General features: G+C 69.3%; 13 protein-coding genes. 8 read left to right on the top strand and 5 right to left on the bottom strand.

Annotated features, from left to right (window positions below):
- The 5 genes from CK505_RS08115 (at position 1) to CK505_RS08095 (ending at position 5283) form a co-directional block, all read left to right on the top strand.
- Positions 1-2001, top strand: coding sequence for a cytochrome c oxidase assembly protein (locus CK505_RS08115; RefSeq protein WP_229587029.1), 2001 nt, complete (start codon positions 1-3; stop codon positions 1999-2001).
- Positions 1994-2641, top strand: a complete 648-nt coding sequence (locus tag CK505_RS08110) for a vitamin K epoxide reductase family protein (protein ID WP_095650760.1) — start codon at positions 1994-1996, stop codon at positions 2639-2641. The genes CK505_RS08115 and CK505_RS08110 overlap by 8 nt, the downstream gene beginning before the upstream one ends.
- Positions 2642-2998: 357 nt before the next feature.
- On the top strand, positions 2999-4270 hold the full coding sequence (locus CK505_RS08105; protein WP_217987537.1) for a cytochrome P450: 1272 nt from the start codon (positions 2999-3001) through the stop codon (positions 4268-4270).
- Positions 4267-4548: a hypothetical protein gene (locus tag CK505_RS08100; RefSeq protein ID WP_095650758.1), complete on the top strand. Its 282-nt coding sequence runs from the start codon at positions 4267-4269 to the stop codon at positions 4546-4548. The genes CK505_RS08105 and CK505_RS08100 overlap by 4 nt, the downstream gene beginning before the upstream one ends.
- A gap of 66 nt (positions 4549-4614) precedes the next feature.
- Positions 4615-5283 (top strand): hypothetical protein, encoded by a 669-nt coding sequence (locus CK505_RS08095; protein ID WP_176338570.1) that lies wholly within the window; start codon positions 4615-4617, stop codon positions 5281-5283.
- A 569-nt stretch (positions 5284-5852) separates the two neighbouring features.
- On the opposite strand, the gene ccsB is transcribed toward CK505_RS08095, so the two are convergent.
- The 5 genes from ccsB to CK505_RS08070 form a co-directional block, all read right to left on the bottom strand.
- The gene (gene ccsB, locus CK505_RS08090; protein WP_095650756.1) at positions 5853-6932 is read right to left on the bottom strand and encodes a c-type cytochrome biogenesis protein CcsB; all 1080 of its coding nucleotides are present in this window, start codon (positions 6930-6932) and stop codon (positions 5853-5855) included.
- Positions 6933-6945: 13 nt separating this feature from the next.
- On the bottom strand, positions 6946-8694 hold the full coding sequence (locus CK505_RS08085; protein WP_095650755.1) for a cytochrome c biogenesis protein ResB: 1749 nt from the start codon (positions 8692-8694) through the stop codon (positions 6946-6948).
- 49 nt (positions 8695-8743) lie between these two features.
- On the bottom strand, positions 8744-9373 hold the full coding sequence (locus CK505_RS08080; RefSeq protein WP_062737359.1) for a TlpA disulfide reductase family protein: 630 nt from the start codon (positions 9371-9373) through the stop codon (positions 8744-8746).
- A 453-nt stretch (positions 9374-9826) separates the two neighbouring features.
- Complete coding sequence (cysK, locus tag CK505_RS08075; RefSeq protein ID WP_095650754.1) at positions 9827-10762, bottom strand: cysteine synthase A; 936 nt, start codon at positions 10760-10762, stop codon at positions 9827-9829.
- Positions 10763-10843: 81 nt separating this feature from the next.
- Positions 10844-11593 (bottom strand): cytochrome c biogenesis CcdA family protein, encoded by a 750-nt coding sequence (locus tag CK505_RS08070; RefSeq protein ID WP_095650753.1) that lies wholly within the window; start codon positions 11591-11593, stop codon positions 10844-10846.
- Positions 11594-11674: 81 nt separating this feature from the next.
- Between CK505_RS08070 and CK505_RS08065 the strand changes: the two genes are divergently transcribed.
- The 3 genes from CK505_RS08065 to lspA are packed head-to-tail and all read left to right on the top strand — an operon-like array spanning position 11675 to position 14519.
- Positions 11675-12061, top strand: a complete 387-nt coding sequence (locus CK505_RS08065; protein WP_062737356.1) for a helix-turn-helix transcriptional regulator — start codon at positions 11675-11677, stop codon at positions 12059-12061.
- Complete coding sequence (locus tag CK505_RS08060; RefSeq protein ID WP_095650752.1) at positions 12058-14007, top strand: cation-translocating P-type ATPase; 1950 nt, start codon at positions 12058-12060, stop codon at positions 14005-14007. Before CK505_RS08065 ends, CK505_RS08060 begins: the two co-directional genes overlap by 4 nt.
- Entirely contained in the window at positions 14004-14519 is a 516-nt protein-coding gene (gene lspA / locus CK505_RS08055; RefSeq protein ID WP_062737354.1) for a signal peptidase II, read from the top strand. The genes CK505_RS08060 and lspA overlap by 4 nt, the downstream gene beginning before the upstream one ends.
- Positions 14520-14779: the final 260 nt, after the last annotated feature.

Raw genomic sequence — 14779 nt, 5'->3', positions numbered from 1 at the left:
ATGACCAGTCCATCCCGCACCACCACCACACCACCGCCCGCCCCGTCGGCGCCGGCCCTGGCAGTGGTTGGACGGCGCCGGGGCGTCGCCACCGCTGCTCTCATCGTTGTCGGCCTGATGACCCTCACCGTGCTGTGGGTGGCCCTGAGCTCCTCCGGGGCCACCGCGGCCCGGGAGGTGCTCGATCCCGGGGCGATGGTGCGCTGGGGACTGCCGGCGGCCACGACCGTGCACCATCTGGCCATGTCCATCACCTGGGCAGGGCTGGTCTTCGCCACCACCGTCGTGCCCCGGTCCACCCCGGCCCACGGCGCGAGAACACCCGGAGCCGAGCACCCGGCCTTCGCCCGGGTGCTGAACGTGGCCGCGGGGGCGGCGGCGGTGTGGACGCTGGCCGCGGTGGCGATCATCGTGCTCAGCTACGCCGACACCATCGGTGCCCCCGTCTCGGGCTCGACCGAGTTCACCGGACAGCTGGGCTACTACGTGACCCGCCTGATTCCCGGCCAGGCGTGGGCGGTGACCGCGGTGATGGCCGCGCTCACCACCACCTTGGCCGTGCTCGCCCGCTCCCCGGGGCCGGTGACCGCCACCACCGTGGTGGCCCTGGCCGCCGTCATTCCGCTGTCCCAGCTCGGGCACGTGGCCGGGGTCGATGACCACAACGGGGCCGTCAACGCTTTGGCCCTGCACCTGCTCGGGGCCGGGATCTGGACCGGCGGGATCATCGTGCTCGCCCTGCTCGTCCCGCTGTTGACCACCCCGCAGGCCACGCACGGCGTGCTGGTGCGTTTCTCCGCCCTGGCCGCGGTGGCTTTCGTCGTGGTGGCCGTCTCCGGGGTTATCAACACCGTCTACCGGATCGGTGGGTGGGACGGGCTGGCCTCCGGCTACGGGGCACTGGTGATCGCCAAGACGATCGCCACCGTGGCCCTGGGGGTGCTCGGGTACCTCAACGGCCGGGTCATTGCTGCCGGGCCTGCGAGCCGGGGCAGGGTGTGGCGGCTGATCACCGTGGAGGCCTTCATCCTCTGCGCGGTGATGGCCCTGGGCGTGGCCCTGGGGCGCACCCCCACCCCGGTGCCCCTGGAACGGGAACCGGACATCACCGCCGCCGAGATCCTCACCGGCTACCTGCTGCCCCCACCGCTGAGCGCCTCCGGGTGGGTCACCCAGTGGCGCCTGGACTGGCTGTGGATCGCCGTGGCGATCCTCGCAGCCTGCCTCTACCTGGCCGGGGCGCGACGCCTGCGCTACACCAGGACACCGTGGCCGGTGGCGCGCACGGTGGCGTTCCTGGCCGGACTCGTGCTGCTGGTCTATGTCACCTGCGGGCTGCCGGCCGTCTACGCCCCGATCCTGTTCAGCATCCACACCACCGCCCACCTGCTGCTGGCCTTCCCGGTGCCGTTGCTGCTGATCGCCGGACGACCCGGGCTTCTGGCCGCGGCCCTGGTGCCGGCCCGCACCGACGGCTCCACCGGGGCGCGCGAGCTCACCACCGCATGGCGCACCTCCCGGACCGGGGCGCTGATGGCCCACCCGATCCCGGCCGCGGTCCTGGTCCTGGCCGGGCTCGGTGTCTTCTACTACACCCCCGCCTTCGCCCTGGCCCTGCACACCCACGTCGGCCACGAACTGATGAATACCACCGCCCTGGTCCTGGGCCTGATCTTCGCCGCCGCCGTGCTGGTCCCACCACGCGACCGGGCTGCGGTGCACACCCAAGCTCTGACGCTGGTCGGGACAGCCACCGCCCTGGGGCTCTGGGCGGGGGCCACCGCCCTGTCCCCAGCGCTGATCCAACCGGAGTGGTTCTCCGGGCTGGGGAGGGACTGGGGCCCCGCCCCGCTGGCGGACCAGCAATCCGCGGCCAGCTCCATCCTCCTGGCCGGGGCCCTGCCCCTGTTGGCCACCGCCCTGGCCGTCCTGGCCCGAAGACCCCAGGCCGACACCCCTGTCATCGACAACGGAACCGTCAAGGACACCCACCATGGCTGACCCCACCACCAGCACCACCCATCACACCGACGCCGGCCCGGCCACCGAGACCCACCTGCCCGGCTTCGCCCGGTACCGGCCCTTCGCGGTCCTGCTGCTGGTGACCGGGGTGATCGGTTGGATCGCCTCCGGTGTCCTGGTGCTCGAGCGCCTGGCCCTCTACCGCGACCCCGGCCACGTCACCAGCTGCGACATCAACCCCTGGGTCTCCTGCGGGCAGGTCATGGGCACCTGGCAGTCGGAACTGTTCGGCTTCCCCAACCCGCTGATCGGCATCGTCGCCTTCGCCGTGGTCATTACCACCGCCATGGCGGCCCTCTCGGGGGCGCGGTTCGGGCGCTGGTACTGGATCGGGCTGCAGGTCGGGGTCACCGCCGGGGCGGTGTTCGCGATCTGGTTGTGGTCCCAGGCGCTGTTCTCCATCTACATCCTGTGCCTGTACTGCATGATCGTGTGGGCGGCGATGATCCCGCTGACCATCCTGCTCACCATCCGCAACATGGTCCACGGCATCATCCCCGCCCCGCCCGGGCTGGCCCGCTTCGCCGCCGACTGGGCCTGGACCCTGGTCGCCATCACCTACGTCGCGGTGGCCGCCTCGGTGTTCTTCCGCTTCTTCACCGCCTTCACCGGCCTCTGACACCCACCGGTCGCGGTGCTCCCACGGGGGTCGACACCGTCGACGGTGTCAGACCCAGCTTGCCCATCAGACTCATCATCCGTGGCCCATGTTCCGCTGACAGACATCGGGTGATCGCCGGCCGCGTCCGGTCGGACGCGTTGCATCAGGTCGCCATCGCAGGGGCTCGGGATCCCGTCTTGGAAGGTATTACCGCTGTAGCGCTTCGATCGGCATCTGACGTTGGTACCTCGCCAGGGTAATGTCATCCTTCAGTCGCGATCATGCTTTCCGAGGTCCGAGGTCCGAGGTCCGAGGTCCGAGGTCCGAGGCCACGATGCCGCGAGTCCACCGTGAGAGGGAGTCCTGATGGGACGCATGGCGTACGACCTCAGTATGGACAGCACTCTGGCCTTGGCTTGGCAGGGCTATGAGTTCGTGTCCCGGCGGTGTGAACGGTACGGAACCGATGTGTTCCAGACCCGCCTGCTGCTGGAGCCGACGGTGTGTCTGCGCGGTGCGGAGGCCGCGCAGGTCTTCTACGACGCCGACCGGTTCCAGCGACGAGGTGCCTTCCCAATGCGGGTGCAGAAGACGCTGCTCGGTGTCGGTGGCGTGCAGGGCCTAGACGGACAGACCCACCGGGCGCGCAAGCAGATGTTCATGGATCTCATGACCCCGCACGACATCCGTACTTTGACGGGCCTGGTCGCCGACGGCTGGAGAGCCCGGATTATCGGGTGGGAAGCCGCTGACCGCATCGTGCTGTACGAGGAGGTCGGGCAGATCCTGTGCCAGGCGGTCAGTAGCTGGGTCGGTGTCCCCGTCACCGAGTCCCAGGTCAGGGGCCGCACCCAGTCCTTGCACGCCATGATCGAGGCTCCCGCTGCGGTCGGTCCCCGGCACTGGCGGGGCCGGCGCGCCCGCCACGGGGCCGAACAAGCCATTGCGGACCTGGTGGATCGGGTACGCCGCGGGGAGCACGCTGCCCCGGAGGGCAGCGCCTTGCAGGTCGTGTCCACTCACCGCGAGCCTGGTGGGCAGCTGTTGGGCAGCCGGATTGCCGCGGTCGAGCTGCTCAACCTCGTGCGTCCCACGGTCGCGGTCGACCGCTTCATCATCTTCGCGGCCTTGGCCCTGCACCAGCACCCCCAGTGGCGAAGCCGGTTGCGCCAGGGCGGTGACCGCGACGCCGAGTTGTTCGTTCAGGAGGTCCGCCGCTTCTATCCTTTCTTCCCGATGGTCGGTGCTCGGGTGCGCACCGCCTTCGATTGGCAGGGCGTGCACTTCCCCCAGGGGCGTAGAACGCTCCTGGACCTGTACGGCACCAACCACCACCCCGACCTGTGGGAGAACCCCGAGATCTTCGATCCGGACCGCTTCACCACTTGGGACGGCGGCGCCTACGGTCTCATCCCACAAGGCGGCGGGGATCACCACATCGGCCACCGGTGCGCGGGGGAGTGGATCACCATCGCCCTGATGAAGGCGGCGCTGGCCATCCTGACGCGGGAGATGACCTATGACGTCCCGTCCCAGGATCTGCGGATCAGCCTGCGTCGCATGCCCACCCTGCCATCCAGCGGATTCGTGATCTCTAACGTGCGCTCCGTACCGTCGAGCGCAACGGTGGGGGGAGGGCCGCGATGACGTGGGTGTGGGTGGTGGGCTTGGTCTTGGCGGCATTCGCCACCCGCTGGGGCGCTGAGCAACTGGCCGCTCCCCTGAAGGCGGTACGGCAGCGGTACGGGTTCACCGGCGCCGCCGGCGGCCCACTGGTCGCTCTCGGCAGCGCCAGCCCCGATGTCGGCATCAACGTCGTCAGCGCGGCCACCGGGGCCGGATCGATCGGACTGGGCAGCATGCTCGGCTCCACCGTGGTCTCGATCCCGATCACCGTCGCGGTCGGCTACGCGGCGTTTCGGTAGAACCGGGCGACCAGCGACAAGAAACCTGCCGAGCAGGGCGAGGGCCTGCGGATCGAGAAGGGCGCGGTGCTCATCGACGCACTGCCCTACCTTGCCGTCGTCGCCCTGTTCGCGGTGCTCATCCTGCCTCCGGCCTGGCGAGGGCTGCAGCCGATCGATGGCTTGATCGCCGTGGTCGCATACGTCATCTACCTCGGGCAGGCCCTCTTCCGCGGTCGTGGCGGCGAACGCGGTCAAGTCTCGTGGTCGGGGAAACAGACCCTGCTGACGCTCGGCGGTGTAGCCGCACTTGCCGTGGGTTCCTACGTCCTCGTCACCGGAACCCAGCAGATCGGTTCAGCGCTTGGCCTGGCACCACTGGTCAGCGGGCTGTTCATCACCGCGTTCATGACTACTCTGCCGCAGGTGTTCACCACCTGGTCCGTGGTCCGCAGTGGGCAGGTGACCAGCGGGATCACCAGCGTCTTCGCCGACCACACCATGACCTTCACGCTTGCGGTGCTGCCTCTGGCGATCGTGACCGTGCCGGTGCAGAACTACCCGGTCGTGCTCACCGTCATGGCTTTCGTTGCGCTCATGCCGGTACTCTTCGCCGTTCTGAGCTACCGCCGCGAACGCCACGACTCCTACGGGTTCATCCTCCGCGATGTCGTCATGCTCGGTGGGGCTCTGATCGCATATCTCCTGTGCACTGCCGCCGTTCTCTTCTTCCTGGCCGGAGCCGGCGGCCGCTAATAGGGCGAAACCTGGGACAGAGCCTCCACGGGACCTGGTGCGATTCACTCCGGCACGTGGTTCGCGTGCATGTTACTGGGGGGAAGCCTTAGGTGAATGCCAACCGCCTCCAGGGCGCTGACTCCGCTTGCAGCAACGGGAGTTCCGGAGGATTTCTCCTCGGCTGCTTCTTCGATGCTGCCGGTATATCCGGGCAGCACCAGAGCGCACCCCAGGACGAGGGCGGTGATGGTGGCAGAGCGCTTCACGGGTGACCTTTGCTGGATGTCTGAGTACCGGGCACCGGCACCGGCCGGTCGATGCGCCAAGAAGATATCCGCCTTGCCGTGGTGGTGCCTGGATGGGCGCTGCGAAAGGGGTCCTTCTCGGGCCCGGAAATCAAGGAAGTGCTGGGGCGGGGTGCCGTGATCGGGACGCCATCGCAGGGCGGCGCCGGGAGTATCCCTGATGCGCGCCCCAGCGCCGCGGGGCAGCGGCCCATGGGTTCTTTCCGTGCCTGTTTCTGCAATCCGTTCCCTGCTGGATCACGACGAATCCCGCCCCATAGCTGGCGGTCTACGCCGCCGGGGTTACAGCCCGGAGTAAGAGTGCAGGCCGGTGAAGACCGTGTTGACGACGGCGAAGTTGAAGATGACGCACAGGTATCCGACGATGGACAGCCAGGCTGAGCGGGTGCCGGTCCAGCCGCGGGTGGCCCTAGCGTGCATATAGGCGGCGTAGACGACCCAGATCACGAACGTCCAGACTTCTTTGACGTCCCAGCCCCAGTAGCGGCCCCAGGACTGCTCGGCCCAGATGGCGCCGGCGGCCAGGGTGAAGGTCCAGAACGCGAAGCCGATCGCGTTGAGCCGGAAGGACAGGTTCTCCAGCGCCTGGGCGGAGGGCACCATGCCCAGGAAGCCCATGCCGGGGGCCTCACCGGCCAGAATGGCTTTCTCCCGGCGGGCCTGCAGCAGTTGGAGGACGGCCATGGCGAAGGTGATGGTGAAGATCCCGGAGGCGGCCACGGCGATGGACACGTGGATGACCAGCCACCAGGACTGCAGCGCGGGGACCAGCGGGCCCACCGGGGTGGGGAAGCCGATGGTGGCGGCGGTGAGCATGATCACCACGAGCCCGGTGACAAGGGTGCCCACGAAGCGCAGGTCCCTCAGCAGCAGCGCACCCAGGTAGACCCCGGCCACGACGAGTGCCCCGGTGGTGGCGAACTCGTACATGTTGCCCCAGGGCACCCGTCCGGCGGCCACCGCCCGGGCCATCACGGCCACGGCGTGCAGGGCGAAGGCCAGGACCATGACGGTCACGGCCGCCCGGGCCGCGGGGCGGCGGGTCCCGGTGTAGCGCATGGAGGAGTCAGCGACGTGTTCGGCCAGCACCGACTGGGCGGAGGCCGGGTACCCGCGGCCGCGGTCACCGGTGCCCAGCCCGGCCCGGGAATCATCGGCCTCCACCGTGTTCACCGTGGCAATGGTTGCCGCGCCGACCAGTTGCCCTTCCGAGCTGTTGTGTTGCTCGGGGCGGGTCCTGCGCAGGATCTTGGAGTGGGAGGCCATGTCCCAGGCGAAGGCCACGAAGGCCACCAGGTAGGTCATGGCGGCCAGGAGCATGAACAACTGGCTCCAGGCGCCCAGGTCCTCATTGACGGTCATCGGTGGTGTCCTCTCAGTTGTGGGCCGGGCCGCTGCGGGCCCTGCTCGTTTTGGGGTGTGCGGCAGCGTCAGCGGGCGGGGGCGCGGTGCCCCACTGCTGGGTGAACAGCTCGCCCAGCCGTTGCGCCTCGGCCGCCAGCCGGGGGTCCTCCCCGCGAGCCAGCAGACCGTACTCCAGGATTGTGGCTGGGGCCCCGTCCTTGTCGACGCCTTCCGAGGCCCTCACCCAGAGGCGGCGGCGGGCGATGAACATCGACATCAACAGGCCCGTGAAGGCCAGCACGAAGGACACGAAGGCGCCCGTCCGTCCCGGGTCGTAGACGATATCCAGGCCCACGTAGCGCTTCACATCGAGGAACTCGATCGTGCCTTTGCCCTGGGGCAGCTCGTAGACCGGGCCCGCGGCATCCAGGGTGATCGGCCCATCGGGGGTAAGCATGCCGTTGAGCTCGGTGAGCCCTTCGACGTCAAGGGCGTAGACGTTCTGGGGGACTCCGGAGTCCAGTCCGAGGTCCCCGGAGTAGGAGGACAGGATCAGCTTCGGGTTGGCCAGTCCCGGATCCGCCGACCGCGGGAGCCCATCGGCCCCGGTGACGGCGGTGGGCAGCAGCAGGCCGGTGAAGCCCAGCTGGTCCGGGGCAGCGTCGGGGACCTTGAGCACGAGTGAGGAGGTGTAGACCCCGTCGGAAGGAATGCCCACCACCGGCCCCTCGAAGGCGACGTCGCCGTTGCCGTCGGTCACCCGGATCAGGGGGGCGTAGCCGTTGCCGATCAGGAACGACTTCACCCCGTCGACGTTGACCGGGGCGTTGACCTTCAGGGTCTCCTGCCGCGGCTGTCCTCCGGGTTGCTGGACGGTGACCTCGGCGGTGAAGTCCACCGGAGTCCCGTACTGACTGGGAACGGCGGTGTCGCGGTAAAACTCGACCTCGAAGTTCTCCAGAGTGAGAGAGAACGGCTCCAGCTGGTCGGCGTCGAAGTTGGTGCCCGGGATGAACGCGTCGTAGTTGATCAACGAGTTGGCGAACGAATCGCCCTCCACGAGGATCTTCTGGCCCTTGAAGCCGAACAGGGACCCCACGGCCACGGAGACCAGCACGCCCAGCAGCGCCAGGTGGAAGACGACGTTGCCGACCTCCTTCCACATTCCCCGCTCGGCGGCCACCGACGGCGCCGGTCCTCCTGTGTCGCGCACGGCCACCCGGTAGCCGCGCTTGCCCAGCAGGCGGGCGGCCTGGGCCACGACCTCGTCGGGGGCCGGGGCGTCCGCGGGCCCACCGAGGACCAGGCGGCGGTGCTCGGGCAGCCGTTCCAGCCGTTTAGGGGTGCGCGGGGGCTGCGCCCGCCAGGCCCGCCAGTGCTTGCCCGCCCGGGGCAGTACGCACCCCACCAAGGAGACAAACAGCAGGATGTAGATCGCGGAGAACCACACGGAGGAGAACACGTCGAAGAACTGCAGCCGGTCCAGCCACGGGCCCAGGGTCGGGTTGGCATCGATGTAGTCGGCCACCGCACCCGTGTCCTGGATCCGCTGCGGGAAGGTCGAGCCGGGCACCGCCGCCACCGCCAGCAACAGCAGCAGGAACAGGGCGGTGTTCATCTTCGTCAGCTGCGCCCACGCCCACCGGGCCATCCCGACCGGCCCCAGCGCCGGCAGCTCGACATCCCTGGGGTTCTTGCCGGATCCGGTGGGCGAAGAGCCTCGGGGGCCCCTGCCGGGGGTGTCCTCAGGGGTGCTCTGCCTGCTGCTAGTGGTGCTCATGGTGACCTTTCAGCTCCCTGTGCGGGGACGGCGGAGGGGGTGCCGGAAGTCATGCTGTCTCGGCCACCGTGTCCTCGAGGAGGGTCTCGAGGATGGACCGGTCTGCGATCCCCAGGATGCGGGCTGCGACCCGGCCTTGGGCGTCGAGCACCAGCGTGGTGGGCACCGCCCGCGGGGGCACATAGGCGTTCAGGGCCATCACCACCTTCCCGTCCTTGTCTTCGAAGGAGGGGTACGGGATCCCGAAGGTCCGCTCGAAGGCCTCGGCCGTGGCCTGATCATCGCGCAGGTTTACCCCGTAGAAGGCGATCTGCCCCTCGAACTGCTGGGCGAGTTCGGCGAGGTCCGGGGCCTCCACCCGGCACGGAGGGCAGGCCGCGTACCAGAAGTTCAGCAGCGCGGGCTTCCCCCGCAAGTCCTCGGCCGAGAGCTCGGTCCCATCGAAAAGGGTGCCGCTGAACTGCACCGGCTCCCCCCGCTGATCCGGGGCGTACTCCGAGACGGTGCCGTCCCCGGCGATGTAGCCCTTCTCATCTCCCGTGTTGGCCTGTTGGGCCAGGGGATCTTCCTCCGCACCGCAGCCGGCCATGACCACCCCGAGGACTCCTGCACCGGCCAAGGAGAGCACACGGCGGCGGGACGGGTGGGTGGGCAGTGAAGAGTTCGAGGGCACGGGCATTTCACCTCAGGGTCGAAACGGGCTCGGGGACGGGTAGGGGCTGACCCCGGAAACGATGAACCGGGAAGCCGATAGGCCTCTGAGCGCAACACGGCGGGCCTGTTGTCGAGGACCTGAGGCGCACGCCGGCACACTCAGAGATGATCGTTATACGTCGATCATAGCAACGGGAATCACCGTTGCCGTCGGGGCGGCGACCACCGGCTGCGGGGGCATTGGCTCTCCGGGCAATGGCGATGCGGCCCGAGACGGAGGTGCCGCGGTTAGGGCGGACTCCAGGGAATGACCACGCGCGGTTCTCCTCCGGCGGACAGCTACGGGGACTCCAAATCGAGGGCGAGACCCACGTGCCCCAGGCCGTTCTCGGCCAGCACGCGGGCCATCAGCTCGGCCTTAGTGATGGCTTACGGCAGCTGCGGATCGGTGATGTGGGTCGGCAACCCTGGCAGGGCCTCAGCCGCGGATGTCCTCGTAGAGCAGGGTGGAGATGTAGCGCTCCCCGAAGTCGCACACGATCGCCACGATCAGCTTGTCCCGGTTCTCCTCCTTGGCGGCCTCCTGCAGGGCGGCCCAGACGATGGCGCCCGAGGAGATCCCGCCGAGGATGCCCTCCTTGGTGCCCAGCTCCCGGGCGACCCGCACGGAGTCCTCGACGCTCACGTCGTAGACGTCGTCGTAGATCTCCCGGTCGAGGTTGTCGGGCACGAAGTTCGCCCCGAGGCCCTGGATCTTGTGCGGGCCGGCCTTGCCCTCGGTGAGCAGGGGTGAGTCGGCCGGCTCGACGACGACCAGGCGGATGTCCGGCTTCTGCTCGCGCAGGTAGCGGCCCGCGCCGGTGATGGTGCCGCCGGTGCCCACGCCGGAGACGAACACGTCGACCTCGCCGTCGGTGTCCTCCCAGATCTCGGGGCCCGTGGTGGCGTAGTGGATCGCCGGGTTGGCCTCGTTGGCGAACTGCTTGGCCAGCACGGCGTTCTCGGTCGACTCGACGATCTCCTGGGCCTTCTCGACCGCCCCGCGCATGCCCTCCGTACCCGGGGTGAGCACGATCTGGGCGCCGTAGGCGCGGAGCATGACCCGCCGCTCGGTGGACATGGTCTCGGGCATGGTGAGGATCACCTTGTAGCCGCGGGCCGCGCCGACCATGGCCAGGGCGATGCCGGTGTTGCCGGAGGTGCCCTCGACGATCGTGCCGCCGGGCTTGAGCTTCCCGGACTTCTCGGCGGCGTCGACGATGGAGACCCCGATGCGGTCCTTGACGGAGTTCGCCGGGTTGTAGAACTCCAGCTTCACGGCGACGTTGCCGGGCAGGCCCTCGTCGAGCCGGTTGAGGTGGACGAGCGGGGTGCTGCCCACGATCTCGGTGACGTCGTGGTAGATCTTCGCCATGGTGTGCTCCTGGGTGGTGGTGTGGTGAATCGGTGGGTGTTGGGATTCGGTGCGTCACAAGCCGGGGATGTTCTCCCGGGCTCAGACAGGAGTGATGAAGGTGCCGGCGAGGCTTTGGAGCTGATAGATCCACTGCATCCAGATCCCGGTCACCATCAGCAGCCCCACGGCGATCAGTACGGAGCCGCCGGCGATGTTGAAGGTGCGGATGTTGCGGCGGATGTAGCTCAGGGTCGTGGTGACCCAGTTGAGCCCGGCCGCGACCAGCACGAATGGAATGCCCAGGCCCAGGCAGTAGGTGAAGCCCAGCAGGGCTCCGCGCCAGGCCCCGCCGGTGGTGGTGCTCAGCGCCAGCACCGCACTCAGGGTCGGGCCCATGCAGGGGGTCCAACCCAGGCCGAAGACCACCCCGAGCAGCGGGGCGCCGGCGATGCCGGTGCGGGGTTGGAAGGACAGCTTCTTGGTCTGCTGCAGGAAGGGGAACTTCCCGACCAGCACCAGGCCCATGAGCGCCACGAACACCCCCAACACCCGCATCAGCGGATCCTGCCACCGCACCAACCAGCCCCCGATGGCGCCGAAGGCCGCCCCGTAGACAGTGAACACGGCCGCGAAACCCAGGATGAACAGCCCCACCCCGGCCAGCACCCGCCGCCGGTTGTCGGCCCGGGTCGGATCGGTCAGCCCGGAGACGTAGCCGAGGTAGCCGGGCACCAACGGCAGGATGCACGGGGAGATGAAAGAGACGATCCCGGCGATCACCGCCAAGGGCACGGCGATGAGCAGGGCCCCGGAGTTCACCGTCTCGGCGAAGTAGCCGCCAATCGTCATCACCATCTCCTCGGGCCAGGGGGCGCCCTGAGACTACCGCACATGACCACTGTCAGCCCAAAACACGGTTATCATCGGTCCATGACGATTTCAGAGTATGTTCCGGATGCCCCTTGTGAGGTGTTGGATCCGGCGGCGGCGTTGTTCCACTCCCTCAGTGACCCGACCCGGCTGGCGATTGTGCAGCGCTTGGCTTCCGGGGAGGTGCGGGTGCGTGATCTCACCAGCGAGCTGGGGCTGGCCCAGTCGACCGTGTCCGGCCATGTGGCGTGCTTGCGTGGTTGCGGGCTGGTGCAGGGTCGGGCGCAGGGGCGCAGCGTGTACTACTCGCTGACCCGCCCGGAGCTGATGGACGTGCTGGCCGCCACTGAGGTGCTGCTGGCGGCCACCGGCAACGCCGTGAGTCTGTGCCCGAACTACGGGCTGGATGCCCGTGACACCCCCCAGATTCAGGAGATCACCCGATGAGCGATGCCTGCGGATGCAGCGACGAGAAGAACGAAACCGGTGAGGCCGGGGAGGAGGCCGAGGGCTTCTGGCAGGTGCGCGAGGTCCGGTTCGCCGCCGCGGCCGGGGTGCTGCTGCTGGCCGGCTGGATCCTGTCGCTGGCCGGGGTTCCTCTGTGGGTGGCGCTGAGCCTGGAGACGGGCGCGCTGCTGGCGGCCGGATGGACGTTCGTGCCCTCCACGCTGCGCCGGCTGGCCCGGGGCAAGATCGGGGTCGGGACCCTGATGACCATCGCCGCCGTCGGAGCGGTCGCCCTGGGGCAGATCGAGGAAGCGGCGATGCTGGCCTTCCTCTACGCCATCGCCGAGGCCCTGGAGGAGTACTCGGTGGCGCGCACCCGGCGCGGGCTGCGCGCGCTGCTGGAGCTGGTCCCGGATCAGGCCACGGTGCTCCGGGCCGGGGTGCAGGTCACCGTGCCCCCGGCTGAGCTGGTACTGGGGGACCGGATGGTGGTGCGGCCCGGGGAGCGGGTGGCCACCGATGGGCGGATCCTCACCGGGCGCACCTCCCTGGACACTTCGGCGCTGACCGGGGAGTCCGTGCCCGTGGAGGCCGGCCCCGGCGCGGAGGTCTACGCCGGGTCCATCAACGGCACCGGCCCGCTGGAGGTGGAAGTCACCAGCACCGCCGAGGACAATTCCTTGGCGAAGATCGTGCACATCGTCGAGACCGAGCAGTCCCGCAAAGGCCCCGGCCAGCGACTGGCCGATGCGATCGCCAAACGCCTGGTGCCGGGCATCCTCATCGTCGCCGCCCTGATCATCGCCTACGGGTTCATCGTGGGGGAGCCGGTCCTGTGGTTCGAACGCGCCCTGGTCGTGCTGGTCGCCGCTTCCCCGTGCGCCCTGGCGATCTCGGTGCCCGTCACCGTGGTGGCCTCGGTCGGAGCCGCCAGCCGCATCGGGGTGCTGATCAAGGGCGGGGCCGCGGTGGAGACCCTGGGCAAGATCGGCACCATCGCCTTGGACAAGACCGGCACCCTCACCCGCAACGCCCCGGCCGTCATCGAGGTCGCCACCGCTGGCGGGGTGGACCGGCAGCAGGTGCTGGGGCTGGCCGCCGGGTTGGAGGCCCGCAGCGAACACCCCCTGGCCCGGGCCATCCTCGCCGCCACACCTGAGCGGGCCGAGGTGACCCAGGTGGACACCGTGCCCGGGGCCGGGCTCTACGGCACCCTGGACGGCGCCCGCCTGCGCCTGGGCCGGCCCGGGTGGATCGACCCGGGGCCCCTGGCCGCCGAGATCGAGCGGATGCAGCGCTCCGGGGCCACCGCCGTGCTCATCGAGCAGGACGGGAAGGTTCTTGGGGCGATCGCGGTGCGCGATGAGCTGCGCCCGGAGGCCCGGGAGGTGATCACCCGGCTCAACCGCGCCGGGTACACCACCGCGATGCTCACCGGGGACAACACTCTCACCGCCCATGCCCTGGCCGCAGCCGCCGGGATCACCCAGGTCCACGCCGACCTGCGCCCGGAGGACAAAGCCGAGATCATCCGCACCCTCAAGGCGCAGCGCCCCACGGCGATGGTCGGTGACGGCGTCAACGACGCCCCCGCCCTGGCCACCGCCGACATCGGCATCGCCATGGGCGCAATGGGCACCGACGTGGCCATCGAGACCGCCGACATCGCCTTGATGGGCGAGGACCTCCACCACCTGCCCCAAGCCCTCGAGCACGCCCGGCGGACCCGCTCGATCATGCTGCAGAATGTCGGGGTGTCCCTGGCGCTGATCGCGGTGCTGATCCCCCTGGCCCTGTTCGGGATCCTCGGGTTGGCCGCGGTGGTGCTGGTACACGAGGTGGCCGAAATCCTGATCATCGCCAACGGGGTACGCGCCGGGCGGATCTCCCGCCGCACCCAGCTGCCCACCGCCCAGCCCGCACCGGCTCTGGAACCGGCCGCATGAGCGCCCCCGTCGCCGGGCAGGTCGGCCCTTCGTCCCGATCTGCTCGCCGGTCCCGGACCCTCTTGCTGGCCGGGGCAGCGGCGCTGGCCACCGTCGATCTGATTCTCAAAGCCGTGACCTCAGCCCGTCTCACCGACGGGACCACGGTAGATCTGGGGCCGCTCACGCTGCAGCTGCACCACAACACCGGGGTGGCCTTCAGCCTCGGGGCGGCCCTGCCCTCCTGGGTCATCATCGCCGCGACCGGGGCGATCATCGCCGGGCTGATCTGGTATTTGCTCGTTGCGGCACCCACCCTGACCGGGCTGGCCCGTACCGGAGCGACCCTGATGCTCGGGGGCGCTATCGGAAACTTCCTGGACCGCCTCGACGGGGGAGGGGTGGTGGACTACCTGCACACCGGGTGGTTCCCCACCTTCAATCTCGCCGACGTCTTCGTCACCACCGGGGTCGGCCTCTTGATCCTGGGTACGCTGCTGGCTCCGCGCCCCCAGGACATCTCCGCCGAATAGCCCCCACCTGCTCATCGCGTAACGTCAGGGCCGCCGAGACCTCCTCGGCGGCCCTGGCCCAGGCCACCACGGGTCCCGCCCCGGGCCTTTACTCGTCACGCCCATGCCCGCCGCTCTTTGGCCACAGCCACCGCAGGCGAGGCCCCCGGGCCGCCCGTCGCACCGAGCCGATGACTATCTCAGACCCCTGCACGGCGGCCACAACAGCTTCTCTGCCGGGTAGGCTCGGGTCGAGGCAGTCTCCAGCCCGAGACCCACCA

Source organism: Kocuria sp. WN036 (genome assembly GCF_002287015.1).
Lineage (GTDB): Bacteria > Actinomycetota > Actinomycetes > Actinomycetales > Micrococcaceae > Kocuria > Kocuria rosea.
The sequence above is the reverse complement of the archived record's forward strand: the minus strand, read 5'-3'. Positions and strand labels throughout refer to the sequence as shown.

Coding starts and splice junctions, on each gene's coding strand:
- CK505_RS08105 (WP_217987537.1), top strand. CDS start 2,999: ATGGCGTACGACCTCAGTATGGACAGCACTCTGGCCTTGGCTTGGCAG.
- CK505_RS08100 (WP_095650758.1), top strand. CDS start 4,267: ATGACGTGGGTGTGGGTGGTGGGCTTGGTCTTGGCGGCATTCGCCACC.
- CK505_RS08060 (WP_095650752.1), top strand. CDS start 12,058: ATGAGCGATGCCTGCGGATGCAGCGACGAGAAGAACGAAACCGGTGAG.
- cysK (WP_095650754.1), bottom strand. CDS start 10,762: ATGGCGAAGATCTACCACGACGTCACCGAGATCGTGGGCAGCACCCCG.
- CK505_RS08085 (WP_095650755.1), bottom strand. CDS start 8,694: ATGAGCACCACTAGCAGCAGGCAGAGCACCCCTGAGGACACCCCCGGC.
- CK505_RS08110 (WP_095650760.1), top strand. CDS start 1,994: ATGGCTGACCCCACCACCAGCACCACCCATCACACCGACGCCGGCCCG.
- CK505_RS08115 (WP_229587029.1), top strand. CDS start 1: ATGACCAGTCCATCCCGCACCACCACCACACCACCGCCCGCCCCGTCG.
- CK505_RS08065 (WP_062737356.1), top strand. CDS start 11,675: ATGACGATTTCAGAGTATGTTCCGGATGCCCCTTGTGAGGTGTTGGAT.
- lspA (WP_062737354.1), top strand. CDS start 14,004: ATGAGCGCCCCCGTCGCCGGGCAGGTCGGCCCTTCGTCCCGATCTGCT.
- CK505_RS08070 (WP_095650753.1), bottom strand. CDS start 11,593: ATGACGATTGGCGGCTACTTCGCCGAGACGGTGAACTCCGGGGCCCTG.
- ccsB (WP_095650756.1), bottom strand. CDS start 6,932: ATGACCGTCAATGAGGACCTGGGCGCCTGGAGCCAGTTGTTCATGCTC.
- CK505_RS08080 (WP_062737359.1), bottom strand. CDS start 9,373: ATGCCCGTGCCCTCGAACTCTTCACTGCCCACCCACCCGTCCCGCCGC.